The organism is Paraburkholderia phymatum (assembly GCF_040965635.1).
GTDB classification, from domain to species: domain Bacteria; phylum Pseudomonadota; class Gammaproteobacteria; order Burkholderiales; family Burkholderiaceae; genus Paraburkholderia; species Paraburkholderia phymatum_B.
In genome coordinates, this window is the sequence record NZ_JBFRCH010000003.1 from 1 (window position 1) to 23,821 (window position 23,821).

Annotated in this window: 19 protein-coding genes; 11 read left to right on the top strand and 8 right to left on the bottom strand. The window is 65.6% G+C overall.

Annotated features, from left to right (window positions below):
* Nucleotides 1-117: 117 nt before the first annotated feature.
* Nucleotides 118-2,088 carry a sigma-54-dependent Fis family transcriptional regulator gene (locus AB4Y32_RS06625; protein ID WP_368720568.1) on the bottom strand — a complete coding sequence of 657 codons (1,971 nt, stop codon included), beginning with the start codon at nucleotides 2,086-2,088 and terminating at the stop codon, nucleotides 118-120.
* 244 nt (nucleotides 2,089-2,332) lie between these two features.
* Between AB4Y32_RS06625 and AB4Y32_RS06630 the strand changes: the two genes are divergently transcribed.
* Complete coding sequence (locus AB4Y32_RS06630) at nucleotides 2,333-2,677, top strand: DUF2964 domain-containing protein (RefSeq protein ID WP_368720569.1); 345 nt, start codon at nucleotides 2,333-2,335, stop codon at nucleotides 2,675-2,677.
* A 308-nt stretch (nucleotides 2,678-2,985) separates the two neighbouring features.
* Nucleotides 2,986-3,276 carry a DUF1488 domain-containing protein gene (locus tag AB4Y32_RS06635; protein ID WP_087739302.1) on the top strand — a complete coding sequence of 97 codons (291 nt, stop codon included), beginning with the start codon at nucleotides 2,986-2,988 and terminating at the stop codon, nucleotides 3,274-3,276.
* A gap of 937 nt (nucleotides 3,277-4,213) precedes the next feature.
* On the opposite strand, the gene AB4Y32_RS06640 is transcribed toward AB4Y32_RS06635, so the two are convergent.
* From AB4Y32_RS06640 to AB4Y32_RS06660, 5 genes are all read right to left on the bottom strand, one after another.
* Nucleotides 4,214-5,515: an NCS2 family permease gene (locus tag AB4Y32_RS06640; RefSeq protein WP_368720570.1), complete on the bottom strand. Its 1,302-nt coding sequence runs from the start codon at nucleotides 5,513-5,515 to the stop codon at nucleotides 4,214-4,216.
* Nucleotides 5,516-6,046: 531 nt separating this feature from the next.
* Entirely contained in the window at nucleotides 6,047-6,298 is a 252-nt protein-coding gene (locus AB4Y32_RS06645; RefSeq protein WP_368720571.1) for a DUF4148 domain-containing protein, read from the bottom strand.
* A gap of 98 nt (nucleotides 6,299-6,396) precedes the next feature.
* A complete protein-coding gene (locus AB4Y32_RS06650) occupies nucleotides 6,397-7,167 on the bottom strand; it encodes a slipin family protein (RefSeq protein ID WP_087740074.1) in 771 nt (256 codons plus the stop codon).
* Nucleotides 7,168-7,258: 91 nt separating this feature from the next.
* The gene (locus tag AB4Y32_RS06655; RefSeq protein WP_439899757.1) at nucleotides 7,259-9,013 is read right to left on the bottom strand and encodes an NfeD family protein; all 1,755 of its coding nucleotides are present in this window, start codon (nucleotides 9,011-9,013) and stop codon (nucleotides 7,259-7,261) included.
* 71 nt (nucleotides 9,014-9,084) lie between these two features.
* The gene (locus tag AB4Y32_RS06660) at nucleotides 9,085-10,152 is read right to left on the bottom strand and encodes an AraC family transcriptional regulator (protein WP_368720573.1); all 1,068 of its coding nucleotides are present in this window, start codon (nucleotides 10,150-10,152) and stop codon (nucleotides 9,085-9,087) included.
* Nucleotides 10,153-10,450: 298 nt separating this feature from the next.
* Between AB4Y32_RS06660 and AB4Y32_RS06665 the strand changes: the two genes are divergently transcribed.
* From AB4Y32_RS06665 to AB4Y32_RS06690, 6 genes are all read left to right on the top strand, one after another.
* Complete coding sequence (locus AB4Y32_RS06665) at nucleotides 10,451-11,584, top strand: acyl-CoA dehydrogenase family protein (RefSeq protein ID WP_368720574.1); 1,134 nt, start codon at nucleotides 10,451-10,453, stop codon at nucleotides 11,582-11,584.
* A 159-nt stretch (nucleotides 11,585-11,743) separates the two neighbouring features.
* Complete coding sequence (locus AB4Y32_RS06670) at nucleotides 11,744-13,462, top strand: AMP-binding protein (RefSeq protein ID WP_368720575.1); 1,719 nt, start codon at nucleotides 11,744-11,746, stop codon at nucleotides 13,460-13,462.
* Nucleotides 13,463-13,514: 52 nt separating this feature from the next.
* A complete protein-coding gene (locus tag AB4Y32_RS06675) occupies nucleotides 13,515-15,044 on the top strand; it encodes a CoA-acylating methylmalonate-semialdehyde dehydrogenase (RefSeq protein ID WP_368720576.1) in 1,530 nt (509 codons plus the stop codon).
* Between the two features lie 413 nt (nucleotides 15,045-15,457).
* Complete coding sequence (gene mmsB / locus AB4Y32_RS06680) at nucleotides 15,458-16,351, top strand: 3-hydroxyisobutyrate dehydrogenase (RefSeq protein ID WP_368720577.1); 894 nt, start codon at nucleotides 15,458-15,460, stop codon at nucleotides 16,349-16,351.
* The gene (locus AB4Y32_RS06685) at nucleotides 16,351-17,157 is read left to right on the top strand and encodes an enoyl-CoA hydratase (RefSeq protein ID WP_368721064.1); all 807 of its coding nucleotides are present in this window, start codon (nucleotides 16,351-16,353) and stop codon (nucleotides 17,155-17,157) included. Before mmsB ends, AB4Y32_RS06685 begins: the two co-directional genes overlap by 1 nt.
* On the top strand, nucleotides 17,154-18,293 hold the full coding sequence (locus AB4Y32_RS06690) for an enoyl-CoA hydratase/isomerase family protein (RefSeq protein ID WP_368720578.1): 1,140 nt from the start codon (nucleotides 17,154-17,156) through the stop codon (nucleotides 18,291-18,293). The genes AB4Y32_RS06685 and AB4Y32_RS06690 overlap by 4 nt, the downstream gene beginning before the upstream one ends.
* Nucleotides 18,294-18,344: 51 nt before the next feature.
* Here AB4Y32_RS06690 and AB4Y32_RS06695 read toward each other — a convergent pair whose 3' ends face one another.
* Nucleotides 18,345-18,506 (bottom strand): hypothetical protein, encoded by a 162-nt coding sequence (locus tag AB4Y32_RS06695; protein ID WP_368720579.1) that lies wholly within the window; start codon nucleotides 18,504-18,506, stop codon nucleotides 18,345-18,347.
* Between the two features lie 157 nt (nucleotides 18,507-18,663).
* On the opposite strand from AB4Y32_RS06695, the gene AB4Y32_RS06700 reads away from it, so the two are divergent.
* Genes AB4Y32_RS06700 through AB4Y32_RS06710 form a run of 3 tightly spaced genes read left to right on the top strand, consistent with a single transcriptional unit; the run spans nucleotide 18,664 to nucleotide 22,485 of the window.
* A complete protein-coding gene (locus AB4Y32_RS06700) occupies nucleotides 18,664-19,215 on the top strand; it encodes a (2Fe-2S)-binding protein (protein ID WP_368720580.1) in 552 nt (183 codons plus the stop codon).
* 10 nt (nucleotides 19,216-19,225) lie between these two features.
* Nucleotides 19,226-20,227, top strand: a complete 1,002-nt coding sequence (locus tag AB4Y32_RS06705) for a xanthine dehydrogenase family protein subunit M (protein WP_368720581.1) — start codon at nucleotides 19,226-19,228, stop codon at nucleotides 20,225-20,227.
* Nucleotides 20,228-20,250: 23 nt separating this feature from the next.
* Nucleotides 20,251-22,485, top strand: a complete 2,235-nt coding sequence (locus AB4Y32_RS06710; protein WP_368720582.1) for a xanthine dehydrogenase family protein molybdopterin-binding subunit — start codon at nucleotides 20,251-20,253, stop codon at nucleotides 22,483-22,485.
* Between the two features lie 12 nt (nucleotides 22,486-22,497).
* Here AB4Y32_RS06710 and AB4Y32_RS06715 read toward each other — a convergent pair whose 3' ends face one another.
* Nucleotides 22,498-23,796 carry an MFS transporter gene (locus tag AB4Y32_RS06715; RefSeq protein WP_368720583.1) on the bottom strand — a complete coding sequence of 433 codons (1,299 nt, stop codon included), beginning with the start codon at nucleotides 23,794-23,796 and terminating at the stop codon, nucleotides 22,498-22,500.
* Nucleotides 23,797-23,821 lie beyond the last annotated feature (25 nt).

Genomic DNA, 23,821 nt, shown 5'->3' on the forward strand with positions numbered 1-23,821 from the left:
GGGCAAGGGGCAAGGGGCAAGGGGCAAGGGGCAAGCGGCAAGGGGCAAGCGGCAAGCGGCAAGCGGCAACGCGCCCCTGCCTATCCGCAAACAACGAGAGGCGATGCCGTCCGCGCGTCAATGCGTCCTACGCATCCGCATGTAGCGATATACCGTGTTGCGCGCGAGCCCGAGTTCGCGCGCCGCTGCCGAGATGTTGCCGTTGTTGCGTGCAAGCGTCTGCTCGATCAGCGTCGCTTGCCAATCTTCCATGCGCGCGGGGCGCGGCGGGGCAGGCGAATCCGCGACGGGCGCGGCATCCGCATGTGAAGGCTCGCTGCATTCGGGTACTTCGTGCCGTTCTGGCTCGCAGTCGTGCAGGAAGTCGTCGGGCAGATCCTCGACGCCAATCTCGTCCGCGCCCTCGGCCATGATGACGGCCGTGCGCAACACGTTTGCGAGTTGCCGCAGATTGCCCGGCCAGCGGCAGCGCGTGAAGATCGCGAGCACGTCGGCCGACACGCGCGCCGGCATCCGCGCGCTGTCGGGTTCCTCGCTGCGCAGCCGCGCGAGAATCCGCTCGACGAGCACGGGCAGATCGCTGCGTGCGGCGAGCGCGGGCAAGGTGACGACGAGACCGTTGATCCGGTAATACAGGTCCTCGCGGAAAGTGCCTTCTTCGATCATCGCGCGCAGATTGCGGTGCGTCGCGCAGACGATGCGCACGTCGACGGGAATCGCGCGCGTGCCGCCCAACGGCACGACGGAGCGCTCCTGAAGCACGCGCATGAGGCGCACCTGCTGCGCGAGCGGCATGTCGCCGATTTCATCGAGAAAGAGCGTGCCGCCGTCGGCCTGCACGATCTTGCCGGCGCTGCCGCGCTTTTTCGCGCCCGTGAACGCGCCGTCCTCGTAGCCGAACAGTTCCGCTTCGATCAGCGTGTCGGGCAGCGACGCACAGTTGACGGCGACGAACGGCGCATCGCGGCGCGGCGACTCCTCGTGCATTGCGCGCGCGAGCCACTCCTTGCCCGTCCCTGTCCTGCCGAGCACGAGCAGTGGAATGTCGCGGCCGCGCACCTTCGCGACGCGCTGGAGCACCGCGGCCATCTGCGCGTCGCCTGTGTCCAGTGTGGCAAACGTGGTGGCGGCGGCGCGCGTCCTGGCCGCGTGCGATGCGGCCGATGTCTGCGCGGCCGTCCGCTGGCTTCGCGTATCGGCGGAAAACACGGGACGCGCTGCGTATTCGGCTCGCGCCACCACGCGCACGCCGCTTGGCAGCACGAGCGTCAGGCACTCGCCCGGCGCGCGCGACGCCTGTTGCAGCGCGGCCGGAAAGGCCGTGCCGAACAGCGCCTCGAAAGGTTGCGCGAGCAGTGCATCGAGCGGCCGCCCGAACTGGAACAACGCGCTGCGGTTCGCGGACAGCAGCGTGCCGTCGGCGCCGAACGCGGCGAGCCCTTCGAACAGCGTGCCGATGAATTCGCTGCGTGCATGAAAGCGCACGCGCACGGCTTCGGCGAACTGGTTCGCGAACAGATGGTTCTCGATGATCTGCGCCGACATCCGCACGAGCGCGAGCGTGTGCTTGTGAAAGCCACGCGTGTCGCCGCTGACGTCGAGCGCGCCGATCGTGCGGCCATACGGATCGGCAATGGGCGCGCACGAGCAGGTCAGGATGCGGTTCGCCTGCAGAAAATGTTCGCCTCCGTGGACGACGGTCGGCTGGGCGTCGGCGAGCGCCGTGCCGATCGCGTTCGTGCCGCGATCCGCTTCCGCCCACGACACGCCCGGGCACAACGCGACGCGATTCGCCTTCTCGACGAAATCGCTGTCGCCGAGACTGTGCAGGATCACGCCGTTGCTGTCGGTGAGCAGCACCATGCTTTGGGTATCGACGATCTGCGCGTGCAGCGTTTCCATCACGGGCAGCGCGTGCGCATACAGCGAGCGGTTGCATTCGACGAGATCGCGCAGCGCGAGCCGCTCCAGCGGATGAAAGTCGGGTGCCTCGGAAGCGCGCAGGCCGAACTCGCGCGAGCGCGCGTGAGCTTGCGCGATCACGTCGGCGCGGCCTGCGGCGGGCGGCGTGACGGAACGTTGGGTCACTGATTGTCTCCGTTGTTGTGCGCGTCTTTGTACGCCGTGCTTTCGCGCTGACGGGCGCGGCGCTTGCGCGAGCTCGATGCAACTGCGCGAGCGGCGATGTGTTGCGCGATGCAGCACTGCGTATGCAGTATCGGCGCAACTGCTGCGAGCGCGCATGCGCGCCGACGCATGCCGGTTCATCTTACAGGAGGACGCACGGCGCGTGTTTCGCTTGCCTTCCTGCGCAGAAGTGCAATGATCGTAAATGGCATGCGTTCGCGCCGCGTGCCGCACTGGGGCCATCAACGATCGCCCTGGCCAGCGCCAGTTCGAGGAGAACGTCATGGTGCGCATGGAGCTGAGAGTCGTCCTCGCCACGCTTGCGATCTTCGTCGCGCTAGGCGGCATCGGGTTGTCGATCCATGGTTCGCTGTACTACCTGGATCGCGAAGTCTGGACGGGCGTGATCGCGATTGCGATCGGCATCGTCGGTTGCGTCACGATGCTCACGCTGTGGCCGCGCGATCTGCCGGGCAAGACACCGCCCGATCATCCCGCTGACGACAGCGGGCCGCACGAACACCATCATCATCTGCCGAGCCAGTATTAGCGCGTATTTACGCTGCAGCGCCACATTGCACAGGGTTTTTGCGCAGGGATTTTCCCTTGGTTCGCAGAGCCTATCGAGCGTGCCGCCGGGCCGGTCAAATGCCGGTTCGGGGCGCATGGCGGCGCCATGCTGGCGTGTGGCGCAACAAAACTTGCGGGCGGCCGCAGGTCGTCTACAGTGTTGAAATCAACTGAGGCGCGCGCGATGACGGCGTGCGTTTCTGATTGACAGCCCGCGCTGCGATCCATAACGGAGGCTTGAACAGGGCATGCGCGGCCCTCGTCGGTGTCGTCCATCCAAGGTGTCCCATGCAGATCATTTTCCCGAAAGAAGCTCCTGAGTACTCGGGGCGCGAGCTGACTCTGGCGTTTCCGGCTATGGTCGATGGGCAAAGGGTGGAATGCATGATTACCGCCGAGGCGCTCGAAGACCATTTCGGCGCGGCATCGCCTCGTATCGAGGACATGATCGGCGCGTTCTCGACACACCGCGAGCGCATCGAAGCGGCCACGCGGCGTTTGTTGTCCGAGACGGGCGCGCAGTGTGTCGTGTTGCGTAGCGGGTATGTTCGCTTTTACGAAGCGAACTGGCGGAATTGAGGCAGCTGCGCTGCGGGCCTTTTTGTTTTTCGTCTGCGACGCTGTGTCCTTTTTGCCCTTATCGCGGGCATCCGCGATGCGCCTCGCGGCGCGGGCGTTGCCCCTGTGCGGGGCGGCACCTACTTTTCTTTGCCGCGGCAAAGAAAAGTAGGCAAAAGAAAGCCGCTCACACCGCCAGTGCTTGACCTTTACCCACGGGCTCTCAACGTCCCCATCCTTCGCGCGGCAGCGTGCTATCTCATGCGCGTTGCCAACGCGCTGATCAAACGCCTCACCCGCTTCATGCACCCGTGTCGCCGCCCGCGACATCGAATATTTCTGCGCCCCTTTGCGGCAAACTGTGTGTAGGCATTCGCGCCGCGCAGGACACCGTCGCTACGCGATACGCCGCATAGTGAGGACGTTGCCCTGTACCACACAGCAACCGATATTCACTACCGACATGCGGTGTAACATTCGATACCCTTGGTCATGGCACACGTGCATGAAGCGGGTGAGGCGTTCAGGTAGTGCGTTGGCAACGCGCATTGGCCAGCACGCTGCCGCACGAAACACGGGGACGTTGAGAGCCCGTGGGTAAGCGTCAAGCACTGGCGGTGTGAGCGGCTTTCTTCTGCCTACTCTTCTTTGCCGCGGCAAAGAAGAGTAGGTGCCGCCCCGCACAGGGGCAACGCCCGCGCCGCGAGGCGCATTGAGGATGCCAGCGATAAGGGCAAAGACACCAAAACAAAAGCCGTTGCAAACAACGGCAAGTGCCGCCCCGCACAGGGGCAACGCCGCGCCGCGAGGCGCAATCGCGGATGCTAGCGGCACGCTGAAAAATAGCCACGCAATCGCGGATGCCCGCGATAAGGGCAAAGCGAACCACCGCATTCACGGACGCCAGCGACAAAGGCAAAAACCCAAAGCGTCGCAGACAAAAGCTCGCTGCAAGCGCCTATTCCGATCCCAGATAAAAAAACCGGAACAAAAACACAGCCGCGATAATCCACACAACGAGCTTCACCTGACGCGCCTGACCCGTCAGCAGCTTGAGCCCCGCATACGAAATGAAGCCGAACGCGACGCCGTTCGCAATCGAGTACGTGAACGGCATCAGCAACGCGGTGAGCACGGCGGGCACGACTTCCGTCGCGTCGTCCCAGGGCAGGTTGATCATTTCGCGCAGCATCAGACACGACACATAGAGCAGCGCCGGCGCCGTCGCGTAACCGGGCACGACGCCCGCGATCGGCGCGAAGAAGAGCGCCAGCAGGAACAGCACGGCGACCGTGATCGCCGTCACGCCCGTGCGGCCGCCCGCCTGCACGCCCGACGCGCTTTCGATGTAAGCCGTCGTCGACGACGTACCGAGCATCGAGCCCGCAAGGATGGCCGCGCTGTCCGCCATCAGCGCGCGGTTCAGCCGGTGCATCTTGCCGTGCACGAGCAGGCCCGCGCGATTCGCAACACCCATCAGCGTGCCCGTCGCGTCGAACAGCTCGACGAGGAAGAACACAAGAATCACGTTGAGCACGCCCGTCGACAGCGCGGCCTTGATGTCGAGCTGGAAGAGCGTCGGCGAGATCGACGGCGGCCTCGATACGACGCCGTGAAACTCGTTGCCGCCGAAGAAGAAGCTCAGGATCGTCACGCCGACGATGCCGATCAGAATCGAGCCGCGCACGCGCAGATGGTCGAGCGTGACGATCGCGAAGAAGCCGACGATCGCGAGCACGACGTGCGCATCGTGCAGGTTGCCGAGCGTGACGAGCGTCGCCGGATTGCCCGTCACGATGCCCGCCGTCTTCAGCGAAATGATCGCGAGAAAGAGACCGATGCCACCCGTGATCGCGATGCGGATCGAATGCGGAATGCCCGTGACGATCACTTCGCGCACCCGGAACAGCGTGACGATCAGGAACAGGCACCCCGAGATGAACACGGCGCCGAGCGCGGCCTGCCACGAGAAGCCCAGGCCCTTGACCACCGTATACGCAAAGTACGCATTGAGACCCATGCCGGGCGCGCAGGCAATCGGGTAGTTCGCATAGAGGCCCATGATCAGCGACGCGAGTGCCGCTACGAGGCAGGTCGCGACGAACACGGAGTCCTTCGGCATGCCCGCGTCGCCGAGGATCGCCGGATTGACGAAGATGATGTAGGCCATTGTGAGGAACGTGGTGATGCCTGCCAGCACTTCCACGCGCAGGTTCGTGCCTGCTTCGTCAAAGCCGAAATACCGTTTTACGGAGTCCATGAGCCGAGTCTCTCGTCGTGTGAAATGTCGTTCGTAACTGCTTGTTGTACCGCTTCGATTTGCGCTTCTTTTCATGCTCTTTGAGCCGCGCGACGGCATCGTGCGCCGGCAACGGCGGCGCCTGGGCGAGCGTCACCGGCGCATTGAGGCCGTCGCGGCGCCACGGGCGGATTTAATCACGATTGGTCCGCCATTGCCGCATTGGCAGCGCTTACGCGTTGAGCGTATGCAACACTCGCGGCGGTGCGCGTGCGCGTGCGACGTGCCGGCCCCGGTCCGCCTCACGGCCTGCGGTGCTCAAACGTGATTATCTGTAGCGAAGGGGCGTGATGATACCTGACGCGGCGCATCAGGTCGGATTACAAGGGGAACCGCAGCAGGGAAGGATGGGGAATGGACGTCCACGGAATGCCGCGTCGGGCATTTGGCATCGTGACATCGACGAAAGCGACGTTGCTGACGCAATGCGTGGCGTGCGTCGTCGAAGACGCGCCACGCATGCCGCCCGGTTGTCGTGTGCTACTGCTGTATTTACTGCTGCACGCCCTGTGCCTGTGCACGGCGTTGCGCGACGATGCGTCCCGCCGCGATCGCATTGGACGGATAGTTGATCCAGTCGAGCGGATCGTAGCCGGCATTGCGCCATTCGATCAGATCGGCTTTGACTTCAGCGCGCGTCTTGGGCTTGTTCTGGTCATAGACACGCGATGTCTGCGCGAACGCAGACGACACGCATACCGCGCCGACGAGCGCACCCAGAACCATACGAGGAATCAGCTTCATGGCAGGGGCCTGAAAAGTTAGGATGACCTGTTTATTTTAGGTTCTGCATCCCCGATAGGTAAGTTTCTCAAGTGAAATGAACCGTTGCATGCGTTGAGTCAATGGGATGGCTTGCCCATCCGGTCGAGCACGGCCGTCAACAGATCGACGGGCAGCGGAAACACGATGGTCGAATTCTTGTCGGCGGCGATGGTCGTCAGCGTCTGCAGGTAGCGCAGCTGCATCGCCTGCGGTTGTTGCGCGAGCATCTGTGCGGCCTGCAGCAATTTCTGCGATGCCTGCAGCTCGCCTTCGGCATGGATGACCTTCGCGCGCCGCTCGCGCTCGGCTTCCGCCTGGCGCGCAATCGCGCGGATCATCGTCTCGTTGATATCGACGTGCTTGATCTCGACGTTCGATACCTTGATGCCCCACGCATCCGTCTGCGCGTCGAGCACGCGCTGGATGTCGGTGTTCAGCTGCTCGCGCTCGGACAGCAGCTCGTCGAGATCGTGCTTGCCGAGCACCGCGCGCAGCGTGGTCTGCGATAGCTGGCTGGTCGCCTCGAAGTAGCGCGCGACCTGGATCACCGCGCGCTCCGGATCGACGACGCGAAAGTACACGACGGCATTCACCTTGACCGACACGTTGTCGCGCGTGATCACGTCTTGCGGCGGCACGTCGAACACGACGGTGCGCAGATCCATGCGCACGACCTGCTGCACGACGGGAATGATCAGCACGAGGCCCGGACCCTTGACCTTCCAGAAGCGTCCGAGCATGAACACGACGCCGCGTTCGTACTCGCGAAAGATGCGTACCGACGAGGCAATCAGCACGATTGCCAGCAGGATCAGGATGCTGCCGAAGCCGAAGGTGAAACCGATCATGTGCGTTCTCCTTTTTGTCGATCACAGTGGGCGCTCGGTCTGTCGGCTGGAGTTGGCGCTTGAGCACTTGCTCCAGTCCCATGCAGAGCACTTACCCGGGTCCCATGCGAGACGATTGCTGTTGAGGGATATCGCCAGCGGGGACGACAGTGAGCGTGAGGCCGCGCCGCCCCGTGACGCGTACGGCGTTGCCCGCCGCAAGCGGCGCGGTGCTGCTCACGCGCCAGCGTTCGCCGTGCACGCGCGCCCAGCCGACGCGCTCGGGCTCGCCGTGCAACAGGCTGTCCCGTGACGATTCCGTCTTCGCGTCCGTTTCGCTGACGGCGACGAGGCCATCGTCGAGCACCACGCCCACGCTGCCGATGATCGCCTCGGCGCCCGTCACGACGGGCCGCTGCCGCGCGCGCAGCACCATCCCCGAGACGCCGAAGATGAAGAGCACGCTGAACACGACGACGGCGGCGATCATCGGCAGCGGAATGCCGTAGCCGGGCAGGTCGGTGTCGATCAGCATCAGCGCGCCGATCACGAACGCGATGATGCCGCCGAAGCCGAGCGTGCCGAACGTCGGCAGAAACGCCTCGGCGATCAGGAACGCGAGGCCGAGGAAGATCAGGCTCAGGCCGACGTAGTTGACGGGCAACAGTTGCAGCGCGAACAGTCCCAGCAGCAGGCTGATGGCGCCCGCGACGCCGGGCAGCACGAAGCCCGGATTCGAGAACTCGAAGAAGAGGCCATACATGCCGATCATCAGCAAGATCAAGGCCACGTTCGGATCGGTGATGACGGCGAGGAAGCGGCTGCGCCAGTCAGGCTGGAGCGTGACGATGGGCGCATGAGCCGTCGACAGGCGCTTCGCGCCCGCGGACGTCTCGTAGGTGCGGCCGTCCACCTGCCTCATCAGATCGGGGATGTCGCGCGCGATGATGTCGACCACTTTCTGGTCGAGCGCGTCGTGCGCCGACAGGCTTACCGCTTCGCGCACCGCGCGCTCGGCCCATTCGACGTTGCGGCCGCGCAGTTGCGCGAGCCCGCGGATATAAGCTTCGGCGTCGTGAAGCTGCTTGCGCAGTTCCGTCGACTGACTGTCGAGCGCGAGCGCGCCCGACGCGGCGCTCTCGCTCGCGGCGCTCGCGCCGGAAGCGGGCTTTTCGCCCGGCATGGCGGGCGCCTGTCCCGGCTTCGGCGCTTCCTGTCCGCCGATCCCCAACTGCACCGGCGACGCCGCGCCGAGATTGGTGCCCGGCGCCATCGCCGCGATGTGGCTCGCATACGTGATATAGGTGCCCGCGCTCGCGGCGCGCGCGCCGCCCGGCGCGATATACGTCGCGACGGGCACGGGCGAAGCCAGGATCGCCTTGATGATCTGCCGCATCGACGTATCGAGGCCGCCTGGCGTGTCGAGTTGCAGGATCGCGAGTTGCGCGTGGTCGTCGGCGGCGCGGGAAAGGCCGCGCACGATGAAGTCGGCGGTCGCGGGGCCGATCGCGCCCGCGACGGGAATCACGAACACGCTGCCGGGCGTGACGGCCGCTTGCGCGGCGTCAGCCGGCCGGACGAGCAGCGATGCGGCGGCGCAGAACGCGAGCGCGAGCAGGGCGATCCGGCGCGCCAGCGTGCTGCACATGCGACGGGCAGCGCGACGGGCGATGCAATCTGTAATGTGCGTAATGCGGCAGCCAACGAAACAGGCAAAACGCGATGCGACGCTTGGGCCGAAAGCCAATGCTGCGCATGCGGCGGCCGCCATCGAGGCGCCGCACGCCGTGCCTTGCGCGAGGCGCGCGCGGATCGGCGCGCGCCGTGGACCCGCTTGCCGGGACGGGAGAAGCCGGTACGTTCTCATTGTCGGCGGCCGTCGCGCCGCGACGTATGTCGCGCGGCGCCCCGGCCTGAAAGGGCTGGCCTGTCTTAAGCTTAGTCGGATTCCGCCCGTTCCGCCCGACGGGACATACCCGCGTTCGCGGCCTGGGCGAGCGCGTTCGCCGCGCGGTAGTCGGCTGGCCGCATCCCCGTCCACTTGCGGAACGCGCGATGAAACGCGCTCGGCTCCGCAAACCCGAGCGTCGCGGCGATCTCGGCGATCGGCTGCCCGCCGCGCTGCAACGCCGAAATCGCGATGTCGCGCCGCAGGTCGTCCTTGATCGACTGATACGTATAGCCTTCCTGCTTCAGATGCCGCCGCATCGTCGCCTCGGCGACATTCAGCCGCTGCGCCATCTCGCCCGAGCCCGGCCACGCGGACATCGGCAGCGCGCGCAGCGTCTTGCGCACGCGCGCCGCGAGCGAGCCTGGATTGCGGTACTTGATGATGAAGCTCGCGGGCGCGTCGCGCAGGAACGGCTTGACGGACTTCGCCGTCTGGACGACGGGCAGTTCGACGAAGTCCGGCGCGAGATCGACATACGACTCGCTGTGTTCGAACGCGAGGTCGTCGCAGAACATCAGACGGTATTCGTGCGCGGCGGGCGGCTCCGTGCAGCGAAAGCGCGCTTCGATCAGCGGGATGCGCCGTCCGACCAGCCAGCACACGAGGCCGTAGACGAGGATGAAGTACGTTGCATACGCAAACATGGCCGGCCGCGGCGCGCCGTCGCGATGAACGAACGCGAGGCGCACGCGGTCGTCGCGCCGGCTGATCTGCACGGACAGGTCGTCGAGCACGAGCCGAATGAAGCCGACGGCCCGCGTGAGCGCCTGGCCGCCGTTGCGGGCCGTCAGCGCCGTTTGCGTCATCGCGATGAAGCTGCCGCTTTTCATTGCGTGCGTGTCCTGGCCGAAGAACTCATCGTCGAGCGCGCGGGCAATGTTGGCCCACAGCGCGCCGTACTGCGCCGGCGTCACGCGGCTCTTCGCGCTCGCGAGCATCTGCGGCGCGATGCCTGCCGCCTCGACGAGCGGCTGCACGTCGAGGCCGCCTGCGCGAGCGAGCGCCAGCGTCTCTTCGACGAGGCTCACGGAGATCGTGCCTCTTTCTGCTTTCATTCCGTCGCGGGTCCTTGCGTACTTTGGGAGGCGTGCTTTTCGGGGCTGCTGTGGGACGCATCTTGCAAATCCGCTCACTTCGATCATTGGGAACGGACGCGAAAACCGTCATTTTGCCGCATCAAGGCCGCAGCCGATGTTCGGATATGGCAAATGCGCTCACGCAGATTGATCGGACGCGGCATCGAATCGCGCTCGCGCCACGCCTACACTGGGTCCCGACGATCGCGCCGCAAGAGCCATTAAGCAGGCGCAACAAGGAACACAGAGAAGCACACGGAGACGCAAGGCGGCATACATGGACGAGTTCTACACCGACGAACAACGGATGATCCGCGACGCGGCGCGCGACTTTTCGGTCGAGCGCCTCGCGCCCAATGCGGCGCAATGGGACCGCGACGGCCAGTTGCCCGCCGACGTCGTCACGCAGATGGGCGAGCTCGGCTTTCTCGGCATGATCGTGCCGGCCGAATTGGGCGGCTCCTATACCGACTACATCGCCTATGCGCTCGCGCTCGAAGAGATCGCGGCCGGCTGCGCGGCCTGCGCGACGCTGATGAGCGTGCACAACTCGGTCGGCTGTGGCCCGATCCTCAACTTCGGCACCGACGCGCAGAAAGACCGCTATCTCGCCGATCTTGCGATGGGCAAGCGCATCGGCGCGTTCTGCCTGACCGAGCCGCACGCGGGCAGCGAAGCGAACAACATCCGCACGCGCGCCGTGCTGCACGACGGACAGTGGGTGCTCAACGGCAGCAAGCAGTTCGTGACGAACGGCTCGCGCGCCGGCATCGCGATTGTGTTCGCCGTCACCGATCCCGATGCGGGCAAGCGCGGCATCTCGGGCTTCATCGTGCCGACGGATACGCCGGGCTTCAACGTCGGCCGTCCGGAGAGCAAGCTCGGCATTCGCGCGTCCGACACGTGCCCGATCTCGCTCGACGATTGCGCCGTCCCCGAAGCGAACCTGCTCGGCGCGCCGGGAGAGGGACTGCGCATTGCGCTGTCGAATCTGGAGGGCGGACGCATCGGCATCGCGGCGCAAGCGATCGGCATTGCGCGCGCGGCGTTCGACGCCGCCCGCGCGTATGCGAACGAGCGCATCCAGTTCGGCAAGGCGCTGAAGGAGCATCAGACCATCGCTAACATGCTCGCCGACATGGCCACGCGCCTGAACGCCGCGCGCCTGCTCGTGCATCACGCGGCGCGGCTGAGGAGCGCGGGCCGGCCGTGTCTGTCGGAGGCGTCGCAGGCGAAGCTGTACGCGTCGGAAGTGGCCGAAGAGGTGTGCTCGAAGGCGATCCAGATTCACGGCGGCTACGGCTACCTCGAAGACTACGCCGTCGAGCGGCATTACCGCGACGCCCGCATCACGCAGATCTACGAAGGCACTAGCGAAGTACAAAGAATGGTTATCGCGCGGCACGTTTGAGCGCAGAATAAACCGCCCATACAGCGCATCCGCGCCGACGACCAGCTTTGCATCGGACGGGCGCAAGTGCTCTGCATGGGGCGCTGGAGCAAGTGCTAACGCGCTGACTCCAGCAGACAGCTGAAGCGCCAACTCCCGACGACAATGATGGAGACGACAATGACGGCAGCCCAAGGCTTTTTCGACGCGCGCGACTTCTTGTTGCGCCACCGCACGGACTATCAGCGCGCGTACAGCGAATTCCGATGGCCGGAGCTCGGAGAGTTCAACTGGGCGCTCGATTATTTCGACGTCGTCGCGAGCGGCAACGACAATCCGGCGCTGTGGATCGTCGACGATCCGACGCAGGAGGGCCTCAAGCTCTCGTATGCGCAGATGTCTGAGCGCTCGTCGCGAATGGCCAATTTTCTGCGCGGTCTGGGCGTCACGCGCGGCGACCGTCTGCTGCTGATGCTGCCGAACCGCGCCGAGCTATGGGACGTGATGCTTGCATCCATGAAGCTCGGCGCAATCGTGCTGCCCGCCACCACGCAACTGTCGTCCGACGACGTGCGCGATCGAGTGCAGATCGGCGGCGCGAATTTCGTCGTGGTCGATAGCGCGGAGACGGGCAAGTTCGACGCGCTCGACGCGAAGCTCGCGCGCATCTCGGTCGGCGCGCCGCGCGACGGCTGGACGGATATCGCCGGCGCGTACGACGCATCGCCTTCCTTCACGCCCGACGGTGTCACGCGCGCGGCCGATCCGATGCTGCTGTACTTCACGTCGGGCACGACCTCGAAGCCGAAGCTCGTCGAGCACACGCATCAGAGCTATCCCGTCGGCCATCTGTCGACGATGTACTGGATCGGCCTGCAACCGGGCGACATTCACTGGAACATCAGTTCGCCGGGCTGGGCGAAGCATGCGTGGAGCTGCTTCTTCGCGCCGTGGAATGCGCAGGCGTGCGTGTTCGTGTTCAACTTCGCGCGCTTCGTGCCGAAGGAAACGCTCGACGTGCTCGTGCGCTGCAACGTCACGACACTGTGCGCGCCGCCCACCGTGTGGCGCATGCTCGTGCAGGAGCCGCTCGCATCGTATCCCGTCAAGCTGCGCGAGATCGTCGGCGCGGGCGAGCCGTTGAACCCGGAGATCATCGAGCGCGTGCGCCATGCCTGGAACATCATGATCCGCGACGGCTACGGGCAAACGGAAACCACCTGCCAGATCGGCAATCCGCCGGGGCAGCCCGTCGTTCCGGGATCGATGGGGCGACCGTTGCCCGGCTATCGCGTCGAGCTCGTCGATGCCGACGATCATCCCGTGACGGAAGGCGAAATCGCCTTGCCGCTCAGTGGCACGCCGAATGAGCGTCCGCTCGGCCTGATGACGGGCTACGCGAACAACGCGAAGGCCACTGAGCACGCGATGCGCAACGGCTACTACCACACGTCCGATGTCGCGATGCGGCGCGACGATGGTTATCTGGTCTACGTCGGACGCTCGGACGATGTGTTCAAGTCGTCGGACTACCGGCTGAGTCCGTTCGAGCTAGAGAGCGTGCTGATCGAACACGAAGCGATCGCCGAAGCGGCCGTCGTGCCGAGCAACGACCCGCTGCGTCTTTCCGTGCCGAAGGCGTTCGTCACCGTGCGTCAGGGCTTCGAGGCGGGGCCCGAGCTGGCGCGCGACGTGTTTCGCTTTTCGCGCGAAAAACTCGCGCCGTACAAGCGCATTCGCCGCTTGCAATTCAGCGATCTGCCGAAGACGATCTCCGGCAAGATCCGCCGCGTGGAACTGAGGCGGCGCGAACTGGAGCGCACGGCAGAACCCGCGCGGCTGCCTGGAGAGTACTGGGAAGAGGATTTTCCCGAGCTGCGCAACGGGAATGGCAACTGAGCGGCAACTGAAGTCCGCCACCAATCGATATTCATTTCAGGAGACATCCAGCATGAGCGCAATTCCAACGACTGTTGCAGGCCAGAAAGTCGACACCGTCAAGCTGTTGATCGACGGCGAGTTCGTCGAATCGAACGCAACCGAGTGGCGCGACATCGTGAATCCGGCGACGCAGCAGGTGCTCGCGCGCGTGCCGTTCGCGACGAAGGAGGAAGTGGACGCCGCGATCCGTTCCGCGCACGCGGCGTTCGCCACGTGGAAGAACACGCCGATCGGCGCGCGCATGCGCATCATGCTGAAGTACCAGGCGCTGATTCGCGAGCACATGCCGCGCATCGCGAAGACGTTGACGGCCGAGCAGGGCAAGACGTTGCCCGATGCCGAAGGCGACATCTTCCGTGGCCTCGAAGTGGTCGAGCATGCGTGCTCGATCGGCACGCTGCAACAGGGCGAGTTCGCGGAGAACGTTGCGGGCAGCGTCGACACGTACACGCTGCGCCAGCCGATCGGCGTGTGCGCGGGCATCACGCCGTTCAACTTCCCCGCGATGATTCCGCTGTGGATGTTCCCGATGGCGATCGTCTGCGGCAACACGTTCGTGCTGAAGCCTTCCGAGCAGGACCCGCTGTCGACGATGCAGCTCGTCGAGCTTGCGATCGAAGCGGGCGTGCCGAAGGGCGTGCTCAACGTCGTGCATGGAGGCAAGGAAGTCGTCGATGCGCTGTGCACGCATGAACTGGTGAAGGCGATCTCGTTCGTCGGATCGACGGCCGTGGGCACGCATGTCTACAACCTCGGCAGCCAGCATGGCAAGCGCGTGCAGTCGATGATGGGCGCGAAGAATCACGCCGTCGTGCTGCCCGACGCGAACCGTGAGCAGACGCTGAACGCGCTCGTCGGCGCGGGCTTCGGCGCGGCGGGGCAGCGTTGCATGGCGACGTCGGTGGTCGTGCTGGTGGGTTCGTCGAAGGACTGGCTGCCCGAACTCGTCGAGAAGGCGAAGACGCTGAAAGTGAACGCGGGCCACGAGCCGAAGACCGACGTCGGGCCAGTCGTGTCGCGCACGGCGAAGCAGCGCATTCTCGGATTGATCGAAGCGGGCGTGAAGGAAGGCGCGAAGCTGGTGCTCGACGGCCGCAACGTGAAGGTGTCCGGCTATGAGGACGGCAACTTCGTCGGCCCGACGATTTTCGGCGATGTCACGACGGAGATGGAAATCTACAAGACGGAAATCTTCGGCCCGGTGTTGTGCGTAATGACGGTGCCGACGCTCGACGATGCGATTGCGCTCGTCAACGGCAACCCGATGGGCAATGGCGTTGGTCTTTTCACGCAGAGCGGCGCGGCGGCGCGCAAGTTCCAGAGCGAGATCGACATTGGGCAGGTGGGCATCAACATTCCTATCCCGGTGCCGGTGCCGTTCTTCAGCTTTACGGGCTCGCGCGGCTCGAAGCTGGGCGACCTCGGGCCATACGGCAAGCAGGTCGTGCAGTTCTACACGCAGACGAAGACGGTGACAGCGCGGTGGTTCGATGACGCGACCGTGAGCGACGGTGTGAATACGACGATCAGCCTGAAATAGCTTGTTCGAGTCTGCGACTCATCGGCGCCTATTCACTGAGCGATAGGGCGGAAAGAATTTCGGTGCCGCTCGACCTGGCGCACGAGAGTGAAGCGGGTGAGGCGTTGACCAGTGCGATGGCAACGAACGCGGGTCAAGGACGTTGCTGAGTGAGGGATGGGGACGTTGAGAGCCCGTGGGTAAATGCCGAGCACTGGCGGTGTGAGCCCGCTTACTTTCTTTGCGGCGGCGCCCCGAAGGAAGTCCCCTTGGGGGACAAAGAAAGTAAGTGCCGCCCCGCACAGGGGCAACGCCCGCGCCGCGAGGCGCCAACGCGGATGCCAGCGGCACGCTGAAATACCAACGCAATCGCGGATGTCCGCGATAAGGGCAAAAGAAGCGAGCGTCGCAGACATAAAAGAGGACATCTTGATATGAAAATCGCCTTCATAGGCCTGGGCAACATGGGCGCGCCAATGGCGCTAAACCTGCTGAAATCGGGCCACGCATTAAACGTGTTCGATCTGAACGCGCACGCAGTGCAATTACTCACAGACGCAGGCGCGACAGCAGCAACATCACCGAAAGCCGCGTCAACCGACGCCGAATCAGTAATCACGATGCTCCCCGCAGCAGCACACGTGAAAGCCGTGCTGACGGGTGAAGAAGGCATCCTCGCGGGCATCGCGAAGAACGTGACGATCGTCGATTCGAGCACGATCGACCCGGCCAGCGTGAAAGCCTTCGCCGAACTGGCGAAACAAAACGGCAACACGTTCGTCGATGCGCCCGTGTCGGGCGGCACGGGCGGCGCGGCGGCGGGCACATTGACGTTCATGGTCGGCGGCAGCGCACAAGTCTACGAGCAGGTGAAGCCGGTCCTCGCATCGATGGGCAAGAACATCGTCCATTGCGGCGACACGTCGACGGGACAGGTCGCGAAAATCTGCAACAACCTCGTGCTCGGCATCACGATGGCGGGCGTATCCGAAGCGATGGCACTGGGCGAAGCGCTCGGCATCGATCCGAAAGTGCTGGGCGGGATCATCAATACATCGACGGGCCGCTGCTGGAGTTCGGACACCTACAACCCATTCCCCGGCGTGATCGAATCGGCGCCCTCGACGCGCGGCTATACGGGCGGCTTCGGCACCGATCTGATGCTGAAGGACCTGGGCCTCGCCACCGATGCCGCGAAGCTCGCGCGTCAACCCGTTTATCTTGGCGCGCTCGCGCAGCAGCTCTATCAGACGATGAGCACGAAGGGCGCAGGCAAGCTCGACTTTTCCGCAGTCATCAAGCTGTATCGCAAGGATGGGGACGCGTGATGATCGAATTGGAATACGCGCATGAAGGCCGCGTCGCGCTGCTGACGTTGAAGCGCCCGCCCGCCAACGCGTTCACGCCCGAAGGACTGTTGCAGTTGCAGCGGACCGTCGAGCGCCTGAACGGCGAAGCGCAAGTCCGCGCCGTCGTCATCACCGGCGATGGCCCGAAGTTCTTCAGCGCGGGCGCCGATCTCAACACGTTCGCCGACGGCAACAAGGAAGTCGCGCGCATCGCGGCCGCGCGTTTCGGCGCGGCGTTCGAAGCATTGCAGAATGCGCGGCCCGTCGTGATCGCGGCGATCAACGGCTATGCGATGGGCGGCGGGCTCGAATGCGCGCTCGCGTGCGATATCCGCGTCGTCGAGCAGCATGCCGTGATGGCGCTGCCGGAGACGGCCGTGGGTCTGCTGCCGTGCGGCTGCGGAACGCAGACGCTGCCGTGGCTCGTCGGCGAAGGCTGGGCGAAGCGCATCGTGCTGACGGGCGAGCGCGTCGGTGCGGCGACTGCGTTGCGCATCGGTCTCGTCGAAGAAGTGGTCGAGAAGGGCGCGGCGCGGGAGTTAGCGCTGAAGATGGCCGCGCGCGTCGCGGGCCTGAGTCCGCAGGCCGTCACGTTCAGCAAGGAGCTGATCCAGCAGGCGCGCAACGGCGTGCCGCGCGCGGCGGCGCTCGCCGTCGAGCGCGAGCGCTTCGTCGATCTGTTCGACGGCGCCGATCAGCGCGAGGGCGTCAACGCGTTCCTCGAAAAGCGCGCGCCGCAATGGCAGGCGGCGCAAGCGAAGCCAACCCAGGAGTCGCAGCGATGAGCGCCGTTCTCGAGCAAGGACCGGCCGCAGAACCGGACGTGCTGTTTCGCGTCGTCAATCGCGTCGCGATCGTCACGCTGAACCGGCCCGCCGCGCTCAATGCGCTGTCGCACGAGATGGTGCGCGAGCTGGCCGTGCTGATCGAGCGCTGCCGCACCGATAGCGAGATCGTCGCCGTGGTGCTGCGCGGCGCGGGCGCGAAGGGCTTCTGCGCAGGCGGCGACGTGCGCGCGCTGCACGCGATGCGCGAGCGCAATGAAAGCGGCTGGCAGCAGTTCTTCATCGATGAATACCGGCTCGATTACGCGCTGCATCGGTTTCCGAAGCCCGTCGTTGCGCTGCTCGACGGCATCACGATGGGCGGCGGCATGGGGCTCGGCCAGGCGGCGCGGCTGCGCGTCGTCACCGAGCGCACGAAGATGGCAATGCCGGAGACGCGCATCGGCTTCTTGCCCGACGTCGGCGCGACGTGCTTTCTGAGCGTGATGCCCGCCGAAGTCGAGCTGTATGTCGGGCTGACGGGCGCGACGCTCACGGGCGCGGATGCGCTGCATGTCGGTCTCGCCGATCTGTGCGTGCCGTCCGAATGGCTCGATACATTCGAAGAGCGCCTGTTGCGCGTCGCGACAGCCGACGCGAGCGCCGACGAACTGATGCGCGCGCTGCGCACCGTGTTCGAGCCACCGTGCAACATCGTGCCGCATGCGGTGCTCGGCGCGTTTTCGCAGCTGATCCTGCGCCACTTCGACGGGCGCTCGGGTATCGAGCGCATCGTCGCGACGCTGCACCAGGATCTCGGGCGCGAGCATCCGCGCGAGGTTCGTCAATGGCTGCAGGCAGCCTATGACGCGATGACGTCGCATTCGCCGACCATGCTGTACGTCACGCGCGAAGCGCTGCTGCGCGGCCGTCAGATGACGCTCGCCGAATGCTTCAGGATGGAACTCGGCATCGTCACGCGCGCGATCGAAGAGGGCGACTTCAGCGAGGGCGTGCGCGCGCATCTCGTCGACAAGGACCGCAAGCCGCGCTGGGCGCCCGCGACGCTCGCCGAAGTGCGGCCCGAGCGCGTGCGGCATTTCCTTGCGTCGCCGTGGCGCGTGGATGCGCACCCCCTAGCGGACCTCGGCGCGTAGCAGGCGTGAGTCTTGCAGCGTATCGTTTGCCGCGCGCTCAGAAGCGATAGCTCAAAAGCGATAGCCGACGCCGCCCAGCAGCACATCCGTATCGCGACTATGGCGCGTCACGGCGCGGTTCGCGCTGCCGTTGACCTGACCATCAGGCATCGCGCTTGCTACCGCTTCCAGGTTGACGCCCGCCACCCGGAGCGCGGCGTTCTGCAATGGCACGCCATCGGCGCGATTGCGGATCGACGCCTATACTTTGCGCTTGTCCATCGGTGCTTCACGGTTCCGCGATACCGTCGAGGATCGTGACCTGCGCCATCAGGCATTCGACAGCTTTCTTCCGCTCGCTCCGTTCCGGTTGCCACATGGAGATGCCCCGATGCCCCACACTCTCGCCCGACCCGAAGATTCCCACCAGGAAGCCGGCCAGGACGCCGCCGCGCAGCCAGGCCGGCCTGTTTCACCCGTCGCGATTCCCGTCGAACTCAACGTGAACGGCACGCAGTACGCGCTGTCGCTCGATCCGCGCACGACGTTGCTTGACGCTTTGCGCGAGCATCTGCATCTGACGGGCACGAAGAAAGGCTGCGATCACGGCCAATGCGGCGCGTGCACGGTGCACGTGAACGGCCGCCGCGTGAACGCGTGCCTCTCGCTCGCCGCGACGCACGCGGAGGACACGATCACGACGATCGAAGGCATCGGCGAGCCCGATGCGCTGCATCCGATGCAGGCCGCGTTCGTCGAATGCGACGGCTATCAGTGCGGCTACTGCACGTCAGGCCAGATCATGTCGGCCGTCGCGCTGCTCGATGAAGCCATCGGCCCCGACGACGCCGACGTGCGCGAAGCGATGAGCGGCAACCTGTGCCGCTGCGGCGCGTATCAGAACATCGTGACGGCCATCCAGACCGTGCGCGGCAAGCGCTGAGGAGGCCGCGATGGAACTCTTTCAGCTCTCGCGCGCGAACGACGTGCGCGACGCCGTCGCGGCGGGCGCCGCTTCGCAGACGGCCCAGCAGGGCGCGCACGTGCGCTTTCTCGCGGGCGGCACGACGCTGCTCGACCTGATGAAGCTCGATGTCGAGCGGCCGGCCCGCGTGGTCGACATCAGCCGGCTGCCGCTCGATCGCGTCCAGACGACGGACGACGGCGGCATCAGGATCGGCGCGATGGTGCGCAACGCCGACCTCGCAATGCATCCGCTCGTTCACGAGCCTTACGCGGTGCTGTCGCAGGCGCTGCTCGCGGGCGCGTCGGCGCAACTGCGCAATATGGCGACCACGGGCGGCAATCTGCTGCAACGCACGCGCTGCGTCTATTTCCGCGACACCGCGATGCCGTGCAACAAGCGCGTGCCCGGCTCGGGCTGCTCCGCGATCACCGGCTTCAACCGCACGATGGCGATACTCGGCACGAGCGACGCGTGCATCGCCACTAATCCATCCGATATGAACGTCGCGCTGACGGCGCTCGGCGCGACGATCGAAGTCGAAGGCGCAAAAGGCGCGCGCAGCATAGCCATCGACGACTTCTATCTGCTGCCAGGCGATACGCCCGAGCGCGAGACCGTCCTCGAACCGGGCGATCTCGTCACGCACGTCACGCTGCCGCCCATTCCGGGCAGCCGCTCGCTGTATCTGAAGCTGCGCGACCGCGCGTCGTATGAGTTTGCGCTGGCGTCGGCGGCCGTCGTCGTCAACGTGACGGACGGGCGCATCACGCGCGCGCATGTCGCGCTGGGCGGCGTCGGCACGAAGCCGTGGCACGCGACGGAAGCCGAAGCGGAGCTTGCGGGCGCCGTCCCCGATGCGGCGAACTTCGCGCGCGCCGCCGATGCCGCGCTTAGCCGTGCGAAGCCGCAGAGCCAGAACGGCTTCAAGATCGAGCTCGCGCGGCGCTGCCTGATTCATGCGCTCATGCAGGTCACGCAGTCCGTCTGATCCCTTTTCGAGGACTTCTTTCCATGTCCACTGTGTCCGAATCCTTGCTGTCCGTGCTCGGGCAGCCGCAGTCGCGCATCGACGGTCCGCTGAAAGTGAGCGGACGCGCGCAGTACACCTCCGATATCGACTTGCCCGGCATGCTGTACGCGGTGTCCGTGTGCGCGACGATTGCGAGCGGCCGCGTGACGTCGCTCGAATTCGCCGCTGCACAGGCGATGCCGGGCGTGCGGATGATTCTGCATCGCGGCAACATCGGCCGCTTTTATCGCATTGCGGGCAATTCGATCGACACCGGCTTCGTCGACGAAGCGCGGCCGCCGTTCGACGACGACGTGGTGCGCTACTACGGCCAGTACGTGGCCGCTGTCGTCGCCGATACGTTCGAGGCGGCGAGCGCCGCCGCGGCGGCCGTGAAGGTCGGCTACGAGCGGACGGCGTATGACGTCAGCGACGAACTGGAGGCGAGCGGCGAGCTGCACGTCGAGAGCGAGCGCGGCGATGCGGCTGCCGCATACGAGCGAAGCGAAGTGAAGCTCGATGAAACCTATGTGACGCCCGTCGAAACGCACAACCCGATCGAGCTGCATGCGAGCATCGCGCACTGGGACGGCGAGGGCTACACGTTCTACGAGACCACGCAGGCCGTCGCCAATCATCAGGGCACGCTGACGCAGATGCTCGGGCTGCCGAAAGAAAAGGTGCGCGTGATTTCGCGCTATCTCGGCTCCGGCTTCGGCGGAAAGCTGTGGGTGTGGCCGCATACGCTGCTCGCCGCGGCCGCGTCGCGTCACACGGGGCAGCCGGTGAAGCTCGTCGTGAGCCGCAAGATGATGTTCCAGAACGTCGGCCATCGTCCGACGACGCAGCAGCGCCTGCGTCTTTCCGCCGACAAGAGCGGCAAGCTCACGTCGATTCGCCACGACTACCTGAACCACGCTGCGATCGCCGACGACTACCAGGAAAGCTGCGGCGAGATCACGCCGTTCCTGTACAGCGTGCCGAATCTGCGCGTGAGGTCGGGCCTCGCGCGGCGCAACGTCGGTTCGCCGACGCCGATGCGCGGGCCGGGCGCCGTGCCCGGACTGTACGCGCTCGAATCGGCGATGAACGAACTGGCGCGCAAGCTCGACATCGATCCCGTCGAGTTTCGTTTGATGAACGAGCCGAAGGTGGACGAATCGACGGGCTTGCCGTTTTCGTCGCGGCATTTCGTCGAGTGCCTGAAGACGGGCGCCGAGAAATTCGGCTGGGCGAAGCGCACGCCCGCGGTCGGCTCGATGACGCGCGATGGGCTGACGCTCGGCTGGGGCGTCGGCGGATGCGGCTGGCCGGGGCTGCGCTTTTCGGCGGAGGCGACCGTCGATCTGCGCGCGGACGGTACGGCGCGCGTCGTGTGCGGCACGCAGGACATCGGCACGGGCACGTACACGATTCTTGCGCAACTGGTCGCCGGCCACACGGGCATTCCGCTTGACAAGATCGAAGTCGGACTCGGCGATACGATGCTGCCGCTCGGGCCCGTATCGGGCGGTTCGGCGGCGACGGCTTCCGTGATTCCCGCAGTCTTGCAGGCCGCGCGCGCGGCCACCGACATGGTGCTGGCGCGCGCCGTCGCAATCGGCGATTCGCCGTTTCACGCCGAAAAGGCGGACGCGCTCGCGTTCGGTGCGGGGCGCGTGCATCGCAAGACGGACGCGGCGGAAAAGGGCGTGCCGTTCGCGCAGATTCTGGAAGCGGCGAGAATGCATTCGGCGACGGGCCGAGGCAGCGCGAAAGGCGGCTTCGACGATCCGCTGAAAAAGGATTACTCGATCTACTCGTACGGCGTGCATTTCGCCGAGGTGACGTGGCAGCCGGAAATCGCGCGGCTGCGCGTGAGCCGCGTCGTCACGGTGATGGACGCGGGACGCATCCTGAACCCGCGCGCCGGGCGCAATCAGATCGAAGGGGCCGTCGTGATGGGCGTCGGCATGGCGCTGTTCGAGCACACGATGTATGACGCGCAAAACGGCGCGCCCATCAACAGCAATCTCGCCGATTACATCGTCGCGTCGCACGCGGATTCGCCCGAGATGGACGTGACGTTTCTCGATTATCCCGATCCCGTGTTCAACGAACTCGGCGCGCGCGGGATCGCGGAGATCGGGCTCGCGGGGATTGCGGCCGCCATCACGGACGCCGTGCATCATGCGACGGGTGTTCGTGTGCGCAAGCTGCCCGTGATGATCGAGGATCTGTTGGGCAACTCGACGTAACGCAACGATTGCTCACGCCTCGCCAACCACCTCCGCTCCCGCAGCGGGCGCTGCCTCGACGCCCGCTGCATTCTTCTCATCCCTCGCACTTTTCACGCGCCCGATCCACGCGCACGCGAACATGGCGCCCGCAGTCGCGAGCCACCCCACCGTGCCATAACCGGCGATATGTCCCTGCGCATCCGTCGACAGCAGCAGGCCGCCGAACCACGCGCCGCAGCCCGTGCCCATCGCCTGCACAGCGCTGTTCGCGCTCAGGAATGCGCCGCGTGTTTGCGGCGCGGGCACGGTCGTGAGCAGCGCCTGCATCGGCACCATTCGCGACGACATCGCGACCATGAAGAACGGGAAGAACAGCACCATCGCGTAGAACGGCACATCGGGCAAATGCGTGATGAACAGCACGGGCAGCACCGACAGCAGCGCGGCAATGCGGAACACCTGCTTCTTGCCGTGGCGATCCGCGAGCTGTCCGACGCGCCGCGACGTGAAGAATGTCGCCGCGCCGCCCGCCATGTACAGCCACGACAGATTTGCCGGCGCGACACCGTGATTCGCGACGAGCGTCGGCGCGATGAACGGGATCACGAGCATGTGCGAGATCATCACGACGAACGTCAGCGCGAATGCGTTGAGGTGCCGCGCATTCGCAAAGAGCCGCCACAGATCGGGCAGCACCTGCGCGAGCGGCGTGCGCTGCTTCTGAAGGTGCGCGGTCAGCGACGGCACGATGCGCAGACCGCCGAGCCAGATCGCACACGACAACGCGACCAGCAGCACGAACGGCGCGGCCCAGCCGAAATGCGCGCCGAGCATCACGCCGGCGGGCACGCCCGCAATCGCCGCGAGCGAGAACGCCGTCATGATCGTGCCCGTCGCGGCGCCCCGGCGCGAGACGGGGATCACGTCGCCGACGATCGCCATCACGACGGAGCCCAGCACGCCGCCCGTGATGCCCGCGAACGCGCGCGCCACGAGCAGCAGCGGATAGTTCGGCGCGAGCGCGCAGCCCAGGTTCGACAGCGCGAACAGCGCGTAGATCGCGAGCAGCAGACGCCGCCGGTCGAAGCGGTCGATGTACGTCGCGGCGAAGAGGCCCGACAGTCCCGAGCACCACGAGTACGCCGACACGGCCGTCGCAAAGCGCGCGGGCGAAATCTGGAACGCGTGCATGATCTGCGGGCCGAGCGGCATCATCACCATGAAGTCCATGATGATCGTGAATTGCGTGAGCGCGAGCAGCCACAGGAGGCGCCGCTCTTGTCGCTGGTTCAGGCCGTCGGGTTCGTTTGGTTCGTTCAGCGGGCGCATCCAGAGGCTCCGGGTAAAAGCATTG

Excerpts from the sequence above, each read along its gene's own strand:
- AB4Y32_RS06630 (WP_368720569.1), top strand. The coding sequence starts at position 2,333 with ATGGCATGCGTTCGCGCCGCGTGCCGCACTGGGGCCATCAACGATCGC.
- AB4Y32_RS06635 (WP_087739302.1), top strand. The coding sequence starts at position 2,986 with ATGCAGATCATTTTCCCGAAAGAAGCTCCTGAGTACTCGGGGCGCGAG.
- AB4Y32_RS06640 (WP_368720570.1), bottom strand. The coding sequence starts at position 5,515 with ATGGACTCCGTAAAACGGTATTTCGGCTTTGACGAAGCAGGCACGAAC.
- AB4Y32_RS06645 (WP_368720571.1), bottom strand. The coding sequence starts at position 6,298 with ATGAAGCTGATTCCTCGTATGGTTCTGGGTGCGCTCGTCGGCGCGGTA.
- AB4Y32_RS06650 (WP_087740074.1), bottom strand. The coding sequence starts at position 7,167 with ATGATCGGTTTCACCTTCGGCTTCGGCAGCATCCTGATCCTGCTGGCA.
- AB4Y32_RS06655 (WP_439899757.1), bottom strand. The coding sequence starts at position 9,013 with ATGAGAACGTACCGGCTTCTCCCGTCCCGGCAAGCGGGTCCACGGCGC.
- AB4Y32_RS06660 (WP_368720573.1), bottom strand. The coding sequence starts at position 10,152 with ATGAAAGCAGAAAGAGGCACGATCTCCGTGAGCCTCGTCGAAGAGACG.
- AB4Y32_RS06665 (WP_368720574.1), top strand. The coding sequence starts at position 10,451 with ATGGACGAGTTCTACACCGACGAACAACGGATGATCCGCGACGCGGCG.
- AB4Y32_RS06670 (WP_368720575.1), top strand. The coding sequence starts at position 11,744 with ATGACGGCAGCCCAAGGCTTTTTCGACGCGCGCGACTTCTTGTTGCGC.
- AB4Y32_RS06675 (WP_368720576.1), top strand. The coding sequence starts at position 13,515 with ATGAGCGCAATTCCAACGACTGTTGCAGGCCAGAAAGTCGACACCGTC.
- mmsB (WP_368720577.1), top strand. The coding sequence starts at position 15,458 with ATGAAAATCGCCTTCATAGGCCTGGGCAACATGGGCGCGCCAATGGCG.
- AB4Y32_RS06685 (WP_368721064.1), top strand. The coding sequence starts at position 16,351 with ATGATCGAATTGGAATACGCGCATGAAGGCCGCGTCGCGCTGCTGACG.
- AB4Y32_RS06690 (WP_368720578.1), top strand. The coding sequence starts at position 17,154 with ATGAGCGCCGTTCTCGAGCAAGGACCGGCCGCAGAACCGGACGTGCTG.
- AB4Y32_RS06700 (WP_368720580.1), top strand. The coding sequence starts at position 18,664 with ATGCCCCACACTCTCGCCCGACCCGAAGATTCCCACCAGGAAGCCGGC.
- AB4Y32_RS06705 (WP_368720581.1), top strand. The coding sequence starts at position 19,226 with ATGGAACTCTTTCAGCTCTCGCGCGCGAACGACGTGCGCGACGCCGTC.
- AB4Y32_RS06710 (WP_368720582.1), top strand. The coding sequence starts at position 20,251 with ATGTCCACTGTGTCCGAATCCTTGCTGTCCGTGCTCGGGCAGCCGCAG.
- AB4Y32_RS06715 (WP_368720583.1), bottom strand. The coding sequence starts at position 23,796 with ATGCGCCCGCTGAACGAACCAAACGAACCCGACGGCCTGAACCAGCGA.